Annotated in this window: 18 protein-coding genes and 1 other RNA gene; 13 read left to right on the top strand and 6 right to left on the bottom strand. The window is 33.4% G+C overall.

The features are described 5' to 3' along the window. Window positions 1-267 precede the first annotated feature (267 nt). Entirely contained in the window at window positions 268-978 is a 711-nt protein-coding gene (locus M2139_RS12920; RefSeq protein WP_280739279.1) for a peptidylprolyl isomerase, read from the bottom strand. 248 nt (window positions 979-1,226) lie between these two features. Here M2139_RS12920 and M2139_RS12915 point away from each other — a divergent pair, with 248 nt between their 5' ends. The 8 genes from M2139_RS12915 (at window position 1,227) to M2139_RS12880 (ending at window position 9,031) form a co-directional block, all read left to right on the top strand. Next, window positions 1,227-2,318 (top strand): DUF871 domain-containing protein, encoded by a 1,092-nt coding sequence (locus M2139_RS12915; RefSeq protein ID WP_280739263.1) that lies wholly within the window; start codon window positions 1,227-1,229, stop codon window positions 2,316-2,318. A 370-nt stretch (window positions 2,319-2,688) separates the two neighbouring features. Further along, window positions 2,689-3,153 carry a PTS sugar transporter subunit IIA gene (locus M2139_RS12910; protein ID WP_280739264.1) on the top strand — a complete coding sequence of 155 codons (465 nt, stop codon included), beginning with the start codon at window positions 2,689-2,691 and terminating at the stop codon, window positions 3,151-3,153. Beyond that, window positions 3,146-3,433, top strand: a complete 288-nt coding sequence (locus tag M2139_RS12905; protein WP_280739265.1) for a PTS sugar transporter subunit IIB — start codon at window positions 3,146-3,148, stop codon at window positions 3,431-3,433. The genes M2139_RS12910 and M2139_RS12905 overlap by 8 nt, the downstream gene beginning before the upstream one ends. 20 nt (window positions 3,434-3,453) lie before the next feature. Further along, a complete protein-coding gene (locus tag M2139_RS12900; RefSeq protein WP_280739266.1) occupies window positions 3,454-4,716 on the top strand; it encodes a PTS ascorbate transporter subunit IIC in 1,263 nt (420 codons plus the stop codon). 81 nt (window positions 4,717-4,797) lie between these two features. Then, window positions 4,798-5,409, top strand: a complete 612-nt coding sequence (locus tag M2139_RS12895) for an SIS domain-containing protein (RefSeq protein WP_280739267.1) — start codon at window positions 4,798-4,800, stop codon at window positions 5,407-5,409. Continuing rightward, window positions 5,410-6,321: a dihydrodipicolinate synthase family protein gene (locus tag M2139_RS12890; protein ID WP_280739268.1), complete on the top strand. Its 912-nt coding sequence runs from the start codon at window positions 5,410-5,412 to the stop codon at window positions 6,319-6,321. It begins immediately after the preceding gene. Continuing rightward, on the top strand, window positions 6,308-6,940 hold the full coding sequence (locus M2139_RS12885; protein WP_280739269.1) for a bifunctional 2-keto-4-hydroxyglutarate aldolase/2-keto-3-deoxy-6-phosphogluconate aldolase: 633 nt from the start codon (window positions 6,308-6,310) through the stop codon (window positions 6,938-6,940). Before M2139_RS12890 ends, M2139_RS12885 begins: the two co-directional genes overlap by 14 nt. Window positions 6,941-6,949: 9 nt before the next feature. Beyond that, window positions 6,950-9,031: a PTS sugar transporter subunit IIA gene (locus M2139_RS12880; RefSeq protein ID WP_280739270.1), complete on the top strand. Its 2,082-nt coding sequence runs from the start codon at window positions 6,950-6,952 to the stop codon at window positions 9,029-9,031. 111 nt (window positions 9,032-9,142) lie between these two features. Here M2139_RS12880 and M2139_RS12875 read toward each other — a convergent pair whose 3' ends face one another. Beyond that, on the bottom strand, window positions 9,143-9,559 hold the full coding sequence (locus M2139_RS12875; RefSeq protein WP_280739271.1) for an SRPBCC family protein: 417 nt from the start codon (window positions 9,557-9,559) through the stop codon (window positions 9,143-9,145). Between the two features lie 64 nt (window positions 9,560-9,623). Beyond that, window positions 9,624-10,868 carry an acyltransferase gene (locus tag M2139_RS12870; protein ID WP_280739272.1) on the bottom strand — a complete coding sequence of 415 codons (1,245 nt, stop codon included), beginning with the start codon at window positions 10,866-10,868 and terminating at the stop codon, window positions 9,624-9,626. A 227-nt stretch (window positions 10,869-11,095) separates the two neighbouring features. Between M2139_RS12870 and ssrA the strand changes: the two genes are divergently transcribed. Continuing rightward, window positions 11,096-11,461: a transfer-messenger RNA gene (gene ssrA, locus M2139_RS12865) on the top strand. A gap of 85 nt (window positions 11,462-11,546) precedes the next feature. Here the strand turns inward: ssrA and M2139_RS12860 are convergent. Next, window positions 11,547-11,753, bottom strand: a complete 207-nt coding sequence (locus M2139_RS12860; RefSeq protein WP_280739273.1) for a hypothetical protein — start codon at window positions 11,751-11,753, stop codon at window positions 11,547-11,549. A gap of 250 nt (window positions 11,754-12,003) precedes the next feature. Between M2139_RS12860 and M2139_RS12855 the strand changes: the two genes are divergently transcribed. Together M2139_RS12855 and M2139_RS12850 are read left to right on the top strand one after the other, a co-directional pair. Then, window positions 12,004-12,729: a response regulator transcription factor gene (locus M2139_RS12855; protein WP_280739274.1), complete on the top strand. Its 726-nt coding sequence runs from the start codon at window positions 12,004-12,006 to the stop codon at window positions 12,727-12,729. Beyond that, entirely contained in the window at window positions 12,726-14,306 is a 1,581-nt protein-coding gene (locus M2139_RS12850) for a HAMP domain-containing sensor histidine kinase (RefSeq protein ID WP_280739275.1), read from the top strand. Before M2139_RS12855 ends, M2139_RS12850 begins: the two co-directional genes overlap by 4 nt. A 49-nt stretch (window positions 14,307-14,355) precedes the next feature. Here the strand turns inward: M2139_RS12850 and M2139_RS12845 are convergent, their stop codons facing one another. Next, a complete protein-coding gene (locus M2139_RS12845; protein WP_280739276.1) occupies window positions 14,356-14,871 on the bottom strand; it encodes a hypothetical protein in 516 nt (171 codons plus the stop codon). A 40-nt stretch (window positions 14,872-14,911) separates the two neighbouring features. After that, window positions 14,912-15,640 carry a hypothetical protein gene (locus M2139_RS12840; RefSeq protein ID WP_280739277.1) on the bottom strand — a complete coding sequence of 243 codons (729 nt, stop codon included), beginning with the start codon at window positions 15,638-15,640 and terminating at the stop codon, window positions 14,912-14,914. A 276-nt stretch (window positions 15,641-15,916) separates the two neighbouring features. Between M2139_RS12840 and M2139_RS12835 the strand changes: the two genes are divergently transcribed. Both M2139_RS12835 and M2139_RS12830 read left to right on the top strand, forming a co-directional pair. After that, entirely contained in the window at window positions 15,917-17,074 is a 1,158-nt protein-coding gene (locus M2139_RS12835) for a nucleotidyltransferase (RefSeq protein ID WP_280739280.1), read from the top strand. Between the two features lie 88 nt (window positions 17,075-17,162). Beyond that, the gene (locus M2139_RS12830) at window positions 17,163-17,879 is read left to right on the top strand and encodes a YebC/PmpR family DNA-binding transcriptional regulator (protein WP_280739278.1); all 717 of its coding nucleotides are present in this window, start codon (window positions 17,163-17,165) and stop codon (window positions 17,877-17,879) included. The last annotated feature ends 162 nt before the right edge of the window (window positions 17,880-18,041 follow it).

Raw genomic sequence — 18,041 nt, 5'->3', positions numbered from 1 at the left:
ACTCGCATTCAACAAAAATTAGACTACAAATCACCGATTGAATATCGGAAATCTGCAATCTAATCAATGCTTTTTTGAATGTGTCCCACTAATTGAGGTCAGTTCCTTTCTCAACAGCTTTTGTTTTTCTATCAATTCGCTTTTTAATTAATCTAATTGCGTGAGTTAGCGCTCTTAGATAAAGTGAAGAAGAAATTTGCGGTACAAAACACCGTCGTAATTTATTCTTGCAGTTTACTCGAGAGCTGATCAAACTCACTCCATTTTTTATTCTGCTTCTTGTAAGATTTTAATTTCTTCGATTTTAATTTCTTCGTTTGGTCTGTCAGCTGCGTTTTTTTCTGCTTTGGCAATGTTGTCAACGACATCCATCCCTTCAATAACTTGACCGAAAACAGTGTGAACACCATCTAAATGAGGCGCACCACCATTTTTATAAGCATCAATAATGCCTGAAGGGTAAGCAGTAGGCACTAAGTTAGCAGAAAAATCATCTGTATTTTGAACGATAAAGAATTGACTACCGTTTGTATTTGGGCCGGCATTTGCCATAGAAAGTGCGCCACGGATATTATAAAGTTGTGGAGAAAATTCATCTGCAAAGGAATTTCCCCAAATACTTTCGCCGCCAGTGCCATTTCCTAATGGGTCGCCACCTTGAATCATAAAGTTGTCAATGACACGGTGGAAAATAACACCGTTATAATAGCCATCTTTGGCATGAGTCATAAAGTTTTCAACGGTTTTTGGTGCAAGTTCAGGGAATAGTTTAATTTTAATTGAACCCATGGTTGTAACCATTTCAACTAAATCTTCATTAGGGGCAACTTCTGTTGATAATTGTGGTAATTCTAAGCTATCTAAATCAATTTCTGGAGCTGAAGAGCTGTCAGGGGTTTTTTCTGTTATCGCTGAACTAGATGCTTTTGAAGAAATATCAGCATCTTCTTTGCCAGTATCGCAGGCGGTAATTAACATCGTAGCTGCAAATAAACTGCTAATTGTAAGTAATTTTTTTAATTTCATGTGTTCAAATCCTTTCTTTTACGAAAAAGTCTAAAAATAAATTTCTCTTTGTAATCATATCAGAAAGTTATAAAATTGACTACTGATTTTGTTAGGTGAGGGAAAGGTGTAGACCATTTTTAGCCTTTTTGGTATAATTAAGTGGCTTTAGTAAACAATTAATTATCAGAATTTATAAACTAACTTTGGAGGAATTACAGATGGGAAAATTAGGTGTTTCAATTTATCCTGAACGTTCTACTTTTGAAAAGGATAAAGCCTATTTAGATTTAGCACATAAATACGGATTTAAACGGGTATTTACAAGCTTGTTGCAAATTACAGATGACAAGGAAAAAGTTTTAGCAGACTTTACAGAAGTTGTTAGTTATGCCAACAGTCTTGATATGGAAGTGATGGTGGATATTAATCCAGCGTTATTTGAGCAATTGAACATTTCTTACGATGATTTATCTTTCTTCCATGAAATGGGTGCCTATGGGATTCGTTTGGATATCGGTTTTACCGGTGCTGAAGAAGCGAAAATGACCCGCAATCCTTACGGTATTAAAATTGAAATTAACATGAGTTCAGGAACAAGCTACGTTGACAATATTATGAGTTATTCACCAAATACTAATAACTTATTGGGCTCACATAATTTTTATCCTCATCGCTATACTGGCTTGAGTTATGAGCATTTTGTTAATTGTTCAGAAAAATTCAGAAAATACAATATAAATACGATGGCTTTTGTTAATTCACAAGCGGCTACTTTTGGTCCTTGGCCAACTTCTGATGGCTTATGCTCTTTAGAAGATCATCGTGATTTAGAGATTGCAACCCAAGTGAAGCATTTAGTTTTAACTGGTTTAATTGATGATGTTTTAGTAGGAAATGCTTACGCTTCTGAAGAAGAGTTAAAAGCAATGGCAGAAGCTTTTAATGCGGAATATCCAACTTTAAAAGTTGCGGTTGAAGCAGATATAACTGAAAATGAACGTATTTGTTTATTTGATAACTTGCATAGCTACCGTGGCGATCGTTCAGCTTATATGCTACGTTCAACAATGACGCGGATTCACTATAAAGATAAAGAATTTCCTGCTCATAATACGCGTGATATGGTTAAAGGTGATGTTTTAATTGATAACGTTGGCTACGGTCAGTATAAAGGTGAAACGCAAATCGCTTTACAAGCAATGAAAAACGACGGTCGTGTTAACGTTGTCGGCCGGATTATTGACAGCGAATTATTCTTATTAGATTATTTACGTCCTTGGTCAAGTTTCAAATTAGCTGAAAGTAAATAAGTTTTTAAATTAATAAAAATAGCTTCCGTAAACTGTTGTAAAAAAATAGTTTACGGAATTTTTTTGTTTTTTTATAAAAAAGGGTGACATTTTTAGTGGTAGATTTCGTTTATAGAGTGAGAGGGAAAAAATAAAATAGTTCAGTTTTTTTCTTTTGATTAGCCGTTTACTGAACTATTTTGAATTATAAATAGAATAAAGTATTGCAATTATCAAAAAAGGTGAAGATTTCTACTATATTTTACTTATTTCAGTTCACTTTTTCTTTTTTTATTAATAAAAACTAAACCGAGTCGTCGTTGCAATAAGTAATATAGTCACTTATATTGGAAATGTAAGCAATTACAACAGAAAAGTGAGGTGAAAATAATTGTTAAGTGAGGTAATTAGTAGTGAAAATATACTATTAGATGTTGAAGTAACATCTTTTGAAGAAGCGATTGAAAAATCCTTGCAACCTTTTTTAGAGCAAAAAATAGTAAAACAATCCTATATTAATTCAGTTTTACAAATCTATCATGAAACAGGGCCTTATATAGTTATTACTAAACACGTGGCTATGCCGCATGCACCGATTGATGATGGAGCATTAAAATTAGCTATTGGGTTTACTAGATTAAAGGAACCAGTCATTTCAGGAAATAAATTAAATGATCCAGTTAAATTTTTGTTTCCCTTAAGCACAACAGATACACAATCTCATTTAGATTTATTATCGGAATTAGCTGAATTGTTAAGTGATAAGGAGTTTCTCGAATTTTTATCTCAAGTTCAGTCGTCAGAACAACTTATTAATTTTTTAAAAGAAAAAGAAGGAGTGAAGAAAAATGCATAAAGCACTAGTTGCCTGTCGTGCAGGAGTCGGGTCAAGTTTAATGTTAAAGATTAAGGTAAGTGAAGTTGTGAGAGAAAATGAAATGCCTATTGAAGTAGAACACTCTTCTTTAGATGGTGTTCCTGGGTTTACTGGGGACATGATTATTACCTTACCTGATGTTGCAGAAGAATTGATGGCGAAAAATTTATCACAGAAAATAATTGGTATTGGTAACATCGTAGATAAAAACGAGATAAAAATGAAATTGGATGAAGCTTTAGCGAGCTTTTCTCAATAAGAAGAAAGGAAAATAGGAAGATGGATTTTATTATCAGTTTTTTAAGTACCCCTGCCGTATTGTTGGGGGTTGTAGCAATGATTGGTTTACTTGCACAGAAGAAGAGTGGAACTGAAGTAATGACTGGAACTTTTAAGACAGTTATTGGTTTCCTTGTTTTTGGTGCTGGTGGTTCTATTATGACTGGTGCTTTACAGAATTTTAATACTTTATTCCAAAAAGGATTTAATATTGTTGGTGTAGTGGCTTCGCCAGAAGCAGCAACAGCTTTAGCACAAACAGAGTTTGCATTTGTAACGAGTTGTACTTTGATTTTAGGATTTCTTATGAATTTAGTTATTGCTAGAATTACGCCATTTAAAAATATATTTTTCACTACCGGACATAGTTTATTTTTTGCCTGTGTATTGTCTTTGATTTTGAAAGCTCATAATTTTGCTGATCTTCCAGCCATTTTAATTGGGGGAACTTTATTAGGATTTTTCTCTGCAGCCTTGCCACAATTATGTCAACCATTCATGCGTGAAATCACGGGTAGTGATGCTACTGCAATTGGTCATTTTAATATGTTGGGTTACGCTTTATCAGGGTACATTGGCAAATTATTTAGTAAGCATAAAGACAAAACAACTGAAGCCATTAACTTCCCTAAATGGTTATCATTTTTCCGTGATTTCTTAATGGGCGTTGCGGTTGTGATGTTATTCTTGTTCTATGTGTCAGCTTTAAAAGCAGGTAGAGCGGTAACTCAAGAACTTGCTGGCAGCGTACACTGGCTAGTATTCCCATTTGTTCAAGCGTTTACTTTCACGGCAGGTATGTCTATCTTGATGACAGGTGTGCGTATGTTCTTAGCTGAAATCACAGCTGCGTTCGTAGTAATATCTGAAAAATTTATTCCAAATTCTCGTCCGGCACTTGATGTACCAACGGTGTTTCCATTTGCACCAACAGCAGTTATTGTAGGATTTATTTCTTCTTATGCTGCTGGCTTATTAGGTGTACTGATTATGGTAACATTCAAATTCCCAGTGGTAATTATTCCAGCGGCTCACATCTGCTTTTTCTCTGGCGGAACAGCTGGTGTTTTCGGAAACTCAACTGGTGGTTGGAGAGGAGCAGTAGTAGGTTCCTTTGTTGTAGGGTTATTATTAGCATTCTTACCTACAGTATTATATCCACTTTATGGTAGTTTAGGAATTGAGGGTTCTACTTTCCCAAATATTGATTACAATGTAATGGGAATTCTGATTGACAAACTACTTAATTTGTTAGGTATGTAAGAATGGCAGGCTGGGAGCAAATTTCTCAGCCTGCTATTTCATATAGTATTGTACGAAATAACAGTTTAAGAGGTGAGAAATATGCAGACAAAACAGTTAGAACAATATATTAATGTAGTAACATCTGAACTGACAGATTTTGCAACAAAGATTGATACGCTACAATTATTAGCTGCTAGTAACTTGATTTCACAGAGTAAAAAAGAAAATGGGCGTTTGCATGTGACTGGTGTAGGAAAACCAAGTCATGTAGCTGAATATGTAGCAGCTTTAAATTCTTCAGTAGGAACACCAACATATTTTTTAGATACAACAGAGGCTGTTCATGGTTCTCTTGGACAAGTGCGTGCAGAAGATATAGTGATTGTTATTTCTAATAGTGGAGAAACAACTGAAGTCAAAGCGATGCTTAAGGCGTTAGAAAAAATTGGTGCTAAAACCATTGGTGTTAGTGGCGGAGAAGATTCGTGGCTAAAAGAAAATTCCGATGTCTTTTTATTTGCAGGCGTGCAGGTAGAAGGTGATGAATTAAATAAACCACCTAGAGCATCAATTTTAGCAGAAATAATGGTTTTGCAATGTTTATCAATTTTACTGCAACAAGAAAAAGAATTGGATTTAGCTGAGTATTATTTATATCACCCAGGTGGCAAATTAGGAGAATCGATTTGTGAAATGGAAGGTGAAAAATAAGTGAATATAACAGGGATTATTACAGCGATGGTTACACCATTAGATGAAAGTGGCATTAATGAACTAGCAACTCGTAAATTGGTTAGAAAATTGTTAGCTGATGAAGTGAACGGTCTATTTATTTTAGGGACGAATGGTGAATTTTATGGATTATCAAAAGCGGAAAAATTAGAGTTGGCTAAAATAGTTGTAGATGAAGTGAATGGTGTAGTTCCTGTTTTTGCAGGCGCAGGTGGAATTTCAACAACTGAAGTAATTGAATTAACTAATCAATTTGAAGAGATTGGCGTAGACGCGGTTTCTATCATCACACCATTTTTGATTAAGTTAAATGAAGAAGAAGTAGTTAATCATTACGAAGAAATTCTTTTAAAAACAGAACTACCAATTATTTTATATAATATTCCAAAAAATACCGGCATAAACATTTCTACTAACATTTATAAACGATTACTAAAACATGAAAAAATTATTGGTATTAAAGATAGTGGTGGCGATATTTCTCAAATAGAAAAATATATTTCATTGAATCAGCGAGATGATTTTTCTGTTTTAGTTGGTTCTGATTCACTAATTTTAGAGGCATTGAAATTAGGGGCAGACGGTGCAGTAGCAGCAACTTCTAATTTTTTAACAAAAACTGATGTAGGAATTTATCAGGCGTATCTTGCTAAGGATGTTTCGTTGGCAGCAAGATTACAAGAAAGTATTGAGGATTTTAGAGCTATTTTGAAATTTGCTAGTGTACCAAGTGTTTTGAAATATACATTAACCTTGACTGGTTATAATGTTGGGGTACCCAAATTACCAGTAATGCCAGTAAATTCAGCTAATAAAACTGAAATTTTGAAAGTATTGAAAAAATATCAAGCATATGAAAACTTTGAGGTGAAATTTGATGAAAAGAATTAGTGTTACACAAAGAATTAGTGATGAAAAGTTGATGGCGATTATTCGTGTAGAAAATATAAAAAGAGCTCAAGAAATTGTTGATGGTTGTTTAGCAGGAGGTGTATCTTGCTTAGAAATTAGTTACACTAATGATAACGCAGGTGATATAATCAAAGAATTAAAAGCTATCTATTCTGATCAAATTTTAATTGGTGCAGGAACTGTGTTAGATAGTGAAACAGCAAGATTAGCAATTTTATCTGGAGCAGAATTTATTATAGCACCCAATTTCAAATTAGAAATTGCCAAGCTTTGTAATAGATATCAAGTTCCTTATATGCCTGGCTGTACAACCATGACTGAAGTTATTGAAGCTTTAGAAGCGGGGGCAAGTATGATTAAAGCTTTCCCGACATCTTCTTTACATGGGCCAGAAATTATAAAAACGATTAAAACACCATTGCCACAAGTCCCTCTTTTATCTTCTGGGGGTGTGACACTTGCAAATGTAGATCAATGGTTAGCAGCTGGTGTAGAATGCATGGGTGTAGGGACATTACTTTCTAAAGGGACAACAGATGAAATTGCAGATAATGCAAAAATTTTGCGACAAAGTGTTAATGAATTTCAGCAAAAGTAAGGAGAAATTATGGTAGTGAGCTTTGACCAAAGAACAAGACATATGATTGAACAATTGATTGAGAAACCTTTTATTAGTCAAGAGGTGATGGTCAAGAGTTTATCATTATCAAAAAATCAAGTGAGCTATTTACTAGATAAAGTTAATTCTATTTTAGAAAATCAACAACAGACACTTTTAAGTTTTGATGGAGAAAAGATTCAATTACGTGAAGAGAGTCGTAACTATTTTATTAAGATGATGTCTGATGATTTTATTTTTGAACATTATGACTTAAGCAATATTGAGCGTAAAAAGTATATTTATTTGATGTTAGTTTATTATGGGAATGAATACTTATCTGTCAATCACTTTCTTGATGTTTTAAAAATTGGTAAGACGACTTTTATTAATGATATGAAAAAGTTAGAAAAAGATTTAGTGCCCTTTGACATTTCAATTGTTTATTCTCGTAAAGACGGTTATACCCTTGCTGGAAAAGAAGAAGAAATTCGCTTTTATTTAATGCGCATGATACTTGAAGATTTTAGTAGTCGTGAGCGAGATTTTTTATACCGATTTTTTATTGGTAGGGAAAGTCAAATTGACAAGGCTAAAATTTTAGAAACTATCTCGCAAAAACTTGAAGAGTTTTCGATAAATTTAGTTGAAAATCGCTTGAATGAATTTTGTTATATGCTGATTTTTCTTTTACCAAGATTACATTATCCGTGGTCAGAGTTTTATGATAAATATAGTTTACCCGCTTTCTTCTTAATGCCAGAATATCATTTTGCCAAGTCTTTATTAAATGAGTTTGAAATAACCAATGAGCATGCGATTCTTTACGTTTGCGGTTGGATATTAGGAATGGCGATAGGGAATGAAGAAAAAGAAACTCCTGATTATTCTATTATTTCCGAGCTAGTTGAGAGAATATTTCATAGATTTGAAATGTTGTCAGGAACAAGATTTACTGAAAGAGCTGCTGCAAAGAAACAATTATATCGACATTTTCGTTCAATCTATTATCGTTTGTTTTTTCATTTACATATTATCAACTACTTGCATAGTACAATTATGAATAAATATGCTGAGCTTTTTCAAATTGTTAAAGAAACTATGAAACCAATTGAAACTTTATTTGGAACAGAAATTCCTGATGAAGAAGTATCTTTTTTAACTATTCATTTTGCTTCTCTTTTAGATGACTATGACGAATATCAAGTTAATCAAAAAGTTGGTATCATCGTTTGTCCAAATGGTATTGGGAGTTCTGCTATTGTTTATAATGAACTAAGAGCGACTTTTCCAGACATGATTTTTATGGGACCGGTCGAATCAGGTGAGATTTTAAAAGTAAAAGAAAATTTTGACATGATTTTTACAACTGCACCTAATATTCGACTTTACTCACTAAATAAACCAGTTTATCTTGTGAATCCAATTATGACTTTAGAGGAAAAATATCGACTAGTTCAAGAAGTTAATCAAACTGGCAAAGAAATGATATCAGATTATAAAATGGATGAACTAATAACGATTTTAGCGAAATATTGTGAAATTCAAGATGAAAATGGTTTGCGTAATGAGCTGTATTTTTATTTGAATTCAAAAAAATATGAAGCTTATCCCACTTTAGCTGTTAAGAAAAAGGAAGATTTGGAGTTACTAGATATTTTAAAACCAGAATTTATTCAGTTGAATATCAAAGCGAGAAACTGGGAAGAATCTTTTTTTATAGCGGCTGCGCCGCTTATTAATGCTGATATCATTACCAGAAGATACATTGATACAATTATTCAGACAGTGCGTAAAGAAGGGCCTTATATGGTAATTATGAATCGAGTGGCTTTACCTCATGCCAGACCACAAGATGGAGCTAAAAAAATTGGTCTTAGTATAGCAACTTTAGATCAAGAAGTAAAAATTTTAGGAAAGACACCAATAAAATATATTTTTACGCTATCTGCTGTTGATAATAAAAAGCATCTGACTGCAATTGCTGAGTTAGTTTCTTTGCTAGAAAAAGAAGAATTATTTACAGTGTTAGATCAATCTGAAAAACCAGAGCAGGTTTATAATTGGATTAAAGCAAATCTATATAATTAAAAATTTTGTGCTTTCTTGCTTCTTTGATTAGAAGTGGGAGAGCTTTTTGATTTTAACTGAAAAAAATCCTACAAACTTTCAACAATCAAAGTTTGCAGGATTCAAATGTTGTTATAAAGTTTCTTTTGCTAATCGTTTTTCTAAATCTAACATATAGTTCTTTTGAATTTTTTTAAGTTTAATCATAAAAAAGGATAAAACATAAATGAAAGGATTTTTAAAATGAAGTTCTTCGGTGAAGATGAGTTTGGTTGTGTTTTCGTCAATTTTAACAAATTCACCAAGCCATTTTCCTTGAAAAAATTGATTATCCATAGCAAAAGCATAACGTTTTTCAGCTTCTTTTTCACTAACGGTAAAGTGCGTTTCTCCACCATCTTGATAGTATTCAGTAAATTGATTAGGGCTTGTGCTAATCAGTTCTTTAAGGTCGCTGCGCCAGGTATAATCGGTATTATCCGTTACAATTTGCCAGAGGGTAGCAATATTTTTTTCAAAGTTCCATTCCAGCGTTGAAGTTCTATTCATTATTTTTCTCCAGTTAATTTTTCTTCATTTTCTCATACCAAAGAATTTGTAGCAATAAAAGGATTTAAGCTAACAGTTTTTTTATGGCAAAGCTGAAAACCGGCGTTTTTCTTTGCTTAAGGATTAGTAAAAAGTAAATGTTAAAGCTGATAAAGAACCACAAGCAATGAACCCATTCAAATCTAATGATAATATCTGCGGGTTTTAAGTGGTAAAACAGACCGCTAAAAATTGCGGTTATAAAAGCCCCTAAAATCACCGCAGCAACGGCTGACAAGCCACTAGTTTTTCGGGCTTGAATCTTAATAAACAATAGCGATAAGAGGTGCGTCAATAATAAAATTATTAAGAAATTGATGACTTTAGTAATTAATAAATCGAAATGGAGAGTCTTAGTTATTTCTTCAACAATCACAATACAGACCGTATGGACAAAATAGTAATATTTTGATAATTCGCGTATTTTTTTCGTTTCAAAATGGGGGATTTTCGGAAAAGCCAATACCCATAAGAAAAAGCAAAAACTAAAGGGAACTAACATGATTAAAAAGTTCATATCTAATTTTGGAACTTGGTAAAGAAGCATTCCTTCAGCAATCAATAAGCTAGCAAATAAAATTGTTAATAGAGGAATATATTTAACGAAAGCTTTCAATTTTTCTTGATAATCGTAAATGAAAAAGCCGATAGCGATAAAAATCATTCCAAATAACAAGCCACTACGGGTTGTAAAAAAGATATTAATAATTAAATCAAAAAAGTCTTTCAACCAACCATTCGGTAAAAGGCCATAATAAGTTTCTAAGCTACCGAATAAATACAAGGGAATGGCAATCAGAAAAATAATTTTATAAGAAAAATGCTTTAGAAGTTTATCAATGGAAAAAAGTGACAGAATCATTGCGGGAATATACCAGAGATGATAATAAACACCCACATGAAATAGACCAAAAAGTAAAGCAAAGGGTAAAAGCATTCTTGGTATAGCAAAATTCTGCTGCAACCAATTCAAGCCAATAGGAATAAAGACGAAACTCCATAACAAATAGGATTTGATAGAACCTTTTAAATAGTTTTTCAAATAATCAGGATTTTTCGCTTGACCTCGTCGAACGAAATAAGCACTACTGATAAAGAAAAAGGGCACAGCAATTCGACAGACGATTTGCTTAAAAAAGTAATTCAGTCCTTCAGAAGGAACGCCTTGATTACAGTGCACATAAATCACCATAATGGCAGCGAGGTATTTTACTATATCTACAATTTTATAATTATCCAATGTTTTATTGGCTGATAACAACTTGTTCATAAAAAACTCCTTAACCTTTTTTATAAGAATAAGGGATAAGTTATGTAAGCGTCAATTGGACTAAAGGCTTAGAAATAGCCCTGTTATTATTAAATTTTGGTAAATAACGATTTGAGATTAGTCAGTAGTTAGCTATATTCATCTATGGCTTATAAGCCATATTTCTTTTCAAAAAAGAACAATTATGTTATACTCGTTCTTGTAATAAGCCGTCACCCTTTTATTAAGGGGATGTTACGGATTCGACAGGCATAGTTGAGCTTGAATCGCGTTTCGTAGGTTACGTCTACGTAAAAACGTTACAGTTAAATATAACTGCTAAAAACGAAAACAATACTTACGCTTTAGCTGCCTAAAAACAGCGAGTGTAGATCCTCTCGGTATCGCCCATGTGCTCGAGTAAGGGTCTCAAATTTAGTGGGATACGCTGATTTTTTCCGTCTGTAAAAATTAGAAGAGTTCATCAGACTAGCGATGTTTGCGGCCTGTTATGCGGCAGAAGACAAAGCGAAACATAAATAGTATAACTATGAACGTAGAAGTTTAGGTGACAATATGTTTGGACGCGGGTTCGACTCCCGCCATCTCCATAAGCAACATTCGGAGGTTATCTCAAAAACGTCAAATCCTTTATAGATAAGGTTTTGACGTTTTTTATTATGGCTGAAATCTATATTTTTAAGAGTTAAATTTTTCATCAAAGTGTCGCTCTAAAAGCTGAATAAGTTGTTGGGTTTCTTCTTCAGAAACACCTTGAAAAGCAAAGCCAAATTCAGGTTTTTGATCATCATTTAACATTTTCTCAATTCCCTCACTTAAAGAATCGGAATCAAAATAATTTGATAGTTGTAAAGTTTGTAAAATCGTTGCTACAAAGTTAAGCAAAATTATTTCCCCCATAAGTATGATTTTTCATTATTCTAACATAGATAGAATAATTTATTTATTAAAAGCAACTCTGTAATTAAATTTTATTAAAAATCTTTCGATTTATGAGTAGAAGCGGAATCTTTTATGAAGAATGTTTGAATTGATTGGTGTTTGCGAATTTTTTTAGTATACTATAGAAGTAAGAGTGTGATATTAACAAGAATGTTTTGATAATATAATCCTGCTTAGGAAAGGAGTTTTTAGAATGAATATTTTAATGATTGAAGATAATGAATCTGTTTCGGAAATGATGCAGATGTTCTTTTTGAATGAAGGTTGGGAAGCAACTTTTAAATATGATGGTAAAGAAGGCTTAGATGCTTTTTTAGCTGAGCCAGATAAATGGGATATGATTACTTTAGATTTAAATTTACCTTCAATGGATGGTATGTTAGTGGGGCGAGAAATTCGTAAAGTTTCTTCTACCGTACCGATTATTATGTTAACCGCTAGAGATTCAGAAAGTGATCAAGTGATTGGTTTAGAGATGGGGGCGGACGATTATGTGACGAAGCCTTTTAGTCCACTAACTTTGATTGCGCGAATGAAAGCTTTGCATCGTCGTTCGGAAGTTACTGAACAAACGCAAACGACAACCGCTTCAGCGATTGATGATGATTTTGCGATTCAAACAGGACATTTCAGAATGAACATGAATACTAGAGAAGCTTATTTAGATGATCAAGAAATTGCTGGTTTAACACCGAAGGAATTTGATTTATTAGCGACTCTGGCAAAAAAACCCCGCCAAGTTTTTTCACGGGAAAAACTTTTAGAGCTAGTTTGGGATTATCAATATTTTGGCGATGAACGAACTGTTGATGCCCATATTAAAAAGTTACGTCAAAAAATTGAAAAAGTGGGCCCACAAGTGATTCAAACTGTTTGGGGCGTAGGTTATAAATTTGATGATTCTGGTGTTGATAAATGAAATATTTATACCAGCAGTTAATTGCTTTTTGTACGGTTATTTTAGTAGTAATTGCTATTATTAGTGCTTCTTTTGTTCAGCTAGCTCGTAATTCGATGGAAGAAAGTAACTATCAGCAATTAACTGGTTATTTGGAATCTATCAATGCTTCACTTAAAGGTAATAAAGATGCAGAAATAAATTTCGACCGTGCTTTAAAACAAACCTTAGATTACATGGATGATTTTGTTTTACGAAATCAAAAAGTTGATATTATTTTTGAAAAAAATGATGGCACGCTATTCACAACGACTGATAAAGAAATCCAACTACCGTTGGATTTAACTGAGGATGAACTTAATCAGTTAATGGATACTAGTCGCCAAGTGGTGGTAAAAAAGACTTTAGATACCAACTTACACGGTGAAAAAGAAAAAACTTCCTATGTATTTTATTCTATTAAAGCTGAAACCGTGCTTACTAATGAAATAGAAACTTATGGAATTTTAGTTGTTGTGCAAGCGACTAAAAATCTGGATCAAAGCGTGGATGCCTTAACTTCTAATATGTTACGAGGGTTAATTGTATCTTTTGTCGTCGCAGCGCTAATTAGCTACTATATCGTAAAAATTCAGTTACGCAGAATTAATTCCTTGAAAAAGGCGACTCGCCAAATTGCTGAAGGGGAGTTTGATATTCAAATTCCAAGTCGTGGTCGTGATGAATTTGATGAATTGGCAGAAGACTTTAATAAAATGGCGACTTCTTTAAAAGCTTCTCATGAAGAAATCGAAAATCAAGAAGAACGGCGCAAACAATTTATGGCAGATGCTTCTCATGAAATGCGCACACCACTAACAACGATTAAAGGTTTGCTGGAAGGTATGGAGCACAATGCGATTCCTGAAAATCAACGGGAAAATGCGATTAAACTCATGCAAAATGAAACGGAAAGACTGATTCGTTTAGTTAATGAGAATCTTGATTATGAGCGGATTCGCACCAACCAAATAAGTATTATGGTTAAGAAATTAAACGCAACTGAAATATTAAAACTATTATTAACTCAGTTAGAAGAAAAAGCTAAAACAACCAATAACCAGCTTGTGCTTTTAACTGAAGAACCAATTATGGTTTATGCGGATTATGATCGTTTTGTCCAAATCATGGTGAATATTTTACAAAATGCTTTGCAATTTACGAAAGATGGTACCATTTCAGTTAAAGTTGAAAAAGGTTATATGGAAACGATTGTGACGATTTCTGACACGGGAATTGGTATGGATCAAGAACAGTTGCAAAACATTTGGGAACGCTACTATAAAGCCGATCCATCACGGAAAAATACTAAGTATGGTGAGTCTGGTTTAGGCTTGTCAATTGTTCATCAATTGGTAGAATTACACAATGGTTCAGTTGATGTGGAAAGTGAAGTTAACAAAGGTACAACTTTCAGAATTTCTTTCCCTGACGTAGAAGCACCACAAAAGAAAAAGAAACGCAAAAAGAAACGTCCAACCGGAACCAATGCTAACGATGCAAAAAAAGTTAGAAAACCACAGCAGCATAAAAACAACCAATTGAATAAAAAAGATTAAATAAAAAAGCTTGAAATCAACATTTGCAAAAATGGATTTCAAGCTTTTTTTAAATTTTAGCATCAATATAAGGACTATTTGCTAAATCTTTATCAGAAGTGTAGCAAAGAATCGTCATATTTTCAGCAGTTACCAGATGATGGAGCATGGAAAGCAGCTGCTGGATTTCAGCAATTGTCAAATTATCAAAGAGATCATGTAAAATGATTTGCTGTTTTTTATGTAAAAAACTATATAACAATTGCAGTTTAATATTTTCAAAAAGACTAAGTTCAAAAAGTGTTTTTTTCAAAGTAAATTCAGAAATTTCTAATAAGGTAATGCCTTTATAGAAGCGTTCGTTAGAATAGCTTTCTTTATTTTGAGTGATTTGCAAATTTTGAATAATTGAAAGATAAGGAATTCCTGATAAGTTTTCATCAATTAGGCGTAACGTTTGTTGGGGCAGCTTCATTTGTTGTGAAACCTGCTTTTTAAAATAAGCTGCATTCGCTGAAAACTTAGCTACGTGGACATAAAGACCAGCTTTTTTAGGGAGTTCAATCATTGAATTCAATTTAAGCAAAGAATAGCACCTCACAATTTTATTTAGGGAAACTTATCAGTTAAGCGACTTTAGTGATTTTTTTAAATGTCACCAATTGCCAAATTGTTGTTGGCAAAATTAAGGTTACAATCGCAAGACCGCAACTTTTAATCAAATTATCAATCGTTGATAATAAAAATAAATCATCATTGATGTTCAATTCAAACAGATGTTGCATTCTCTTAGGTAAAATGAAAATCGTATGATTATTACCAAGAAAAATATCAAGAGAATATTCATGCGTAAAACCTTCCAATTTCAACCCTAAACGGTTAGAGTGAACGGCTTGCAAGCTTTCTTGGTAGTTTCCTTGAAAAACAATTACAATAGATAAAACAGCAATTGCCGCCATCAAACAAGGAACAATTATTTCAGCGAAAGCTAGTCCCCAGATTTTTTGATTAGAAAACCCCAATAAGCGCCAGTTAGTGAACTCATTAACGCGTTTATCCAAAATTAATTTTACCAATAGAAAAGCTAAAATTAAAAAGATTGGTAAAACAATCAATAATAGGCTTCGGTAATAGTTATCAATAGAGATAAATTGTTTTCGAATAAATGAATAATATGAAAGCTCTGGATAGGCCCAAATGTTTTGATTGACTTGTTGAAACAACATTTGAAAAGTGCTGATTAAATCAAAAACAAAAGTCAAAGCAAACATGAAGCCAGCAAAAAAAAGCCCTAATAGGACTGAATCTTTTTTATAGTAAGAGGTGCTAGCAAAAGCATATTGGATTAGTTTCATTATCATCACACTCGGTATCTCTAGAGAATAGTTATCAATAAGTAAAGTCTTTTGATATTTACTGTTTTATTATAATGTTAGAATGTGAATAAAGTATGAAAATGAGCAAGTTTTTTTCGTTTATTCTGGCAAAATAGTTTAATTTTTATTTAAGTCTTTAAAAAAAATCAATGATGATAAAAAACAAGTCGAAAGACGATTTATCTTTAAGAGCATGGTATAATAATGAGATAGAATCATTGGGAAGGAATTTAAGAAAGAATGACAGGAAGCATGTTGAAAACTTGTGGCGTAATTGTTGAATACAATCCTTTTCATAATGGTCATAGTTATCATTTGTTAAAAGCTCGTGAAACAACTCAAGCGGATGTGGTTATTGCTGTGATGAGTGGTAATTTTGTTCAGCGGGGAGAGCCAGCAATTATTGATAAATGGGCTCGCAGCCAAGCTGCTTTAGCTAATGTGGCTGATTTAGTGGTGGAGCTGCCTTTTTGTTGGAGCGTTCAGTCGGCAGATTATTTTGCTAAAGGTGCTGTAGGTATTTTGCAACAAATGGGTTGTGATACTTTGTGTTTTGGGACTGATACGGAGGAAGCTTTTGATTATCAGAAATTTGCAGATTTTACAGCTAAGCACCAAAAAGAAATCAATCAAGCTTTCAAAGAAATGAATCCTACTTGGAATTATCCGCAAAAGATGACAGCAGTTTATCGCCAATTATATCCTGAAATTCATTTGGATTTTGATTCCCCAAATCATATTTTAGGAATGTGTTATAGTCGCGAAAATGCTCTGTATTCGCAGCCGATGAAAATCGTGCCGATTGCTAGAAGCGGGGCGGGCTATCATCAAACAGCGTTAGCTACCAATCAAATTGCCAGCGCCACCGCTATTCGCCAAGCTATTTTACAAGAGCGGTCAGTTGAACAGTGGGTACCAGCAGAAACCGCCAACGCTTTAACCGCTGAAAGTTTAATGACCTGGGAAAAAATGTGGCCCTTTTTAAAATATAAAATCATTTCTTCTTCAATTAACGAATTGCAAGCTATCTATCAAATGAAGGAAGGCTTGGAGTATCGCATTAAAGAAGTGGCCTTAGTTGCCAGTTGTTTTGTTGATTTTATTGAAAAATTGAAAAGCAAACGCTACACTTGGGTTCGTTTGCAACGACTCTGTCTTTATATTTTAGGAAATATTTCCAATGAAGAAATAGCTGAAGCCCAAAAAAATCAACAATTACGAATTTTAGGTTTTACTGAAGCAGGGAAAAATTTTATTAAAAATAATAAAGATTTACCATGGGTGAGTCGTTTCGGCAAAAAAGAAAGTCAATCTTTAGCGTTAAATTTGAAAATGGATTGGTTATATCAAAGTTTTAATCCTGAAATTCCAGAACAGAATTTTGGCAGACAACCAAATTTTTGGAAGAATTAAAAAAAGACTTCACATAATTCCTGCTGAGAAGTATAATAAAACAGGAACTTTTGACAAAAAAACAAGATAAAGAAAGCGAAGTGAGAATATGGGCCGTAAATGGGCAAATATTAAAGAAAAAAAAGCCGCCAAAGATGCTAATAATAGTCGTGTATATGCGAAATTTGGGATCGAAATCTATGTGGCAGCGAAATCAGGTGACCCTGATCCGCAAGCTAACCAAAAATTGCGGTTTGTAATCGAACGGGCTAAAACATATAATGTACCAAAACATATCATTGACCGGGCTATTGAAAAAGCAAAAGGTTCAGGCGATGAACAATATTCTGAATTACGTTACGAAGGTTTCGGACCTAATGGCTCAATGGTAATCGTTGATGCTTTAACAAACAACGTCAACCGAACAGCCGCTGACGTGCGAGCTGCTTTTGGTAAAAATGGCGGGAACATGGGAGTTAGTGGTGCGGTTGCTTACATGTTCGATAACACCGCTGTAATCGGTTTTGCTGGTGATGATGCCGATGAGATTTTAGAATATTTGATGGATAAAGAAATCGATGTTCGCGATGTAATGGAAGAAGAAGGTCAAATTATCGTTTACGGTGAACCAACTGATTTCCATGCGATTCAAGAAGCTTTACAAGAAAAAGGCATCTCAGAATTTTCAGTAGCTGAAATTGAAATGTTAGCTCAAAATGATGTAACTTTAGTTGGTGAAGATTTAGAGAAATTTGAAAAAATGATTGATGCTTTAGAAGATTTGGAAGATGTTCAACAAGTCTTTCATAATGTAGAGTTAGATTAAGTATGTTTGTATATTAATAGTTTAAGGAAGATTCTTTTACTATATAAATAAAAAGAGAGCAATTCTTTGGAACTGCCACTATAATTAGATACAACTAAAAAGGAGCACCTCAAATTTGGTAAAATAAATTTGGAGGTGTTTTCTGATGTCAAAACATAATTT

It is taken from the genome of Enterococcus sp. PF1-24, from assembly GCF_029893325.1.
GTDB lineage: Bacteria > Bacillota > Bacilli > Lactobacillales > Enterococcaceae > HY326.
This window is presented reverse-complemented; position numbering and strand designations above follow the sequence as displayed.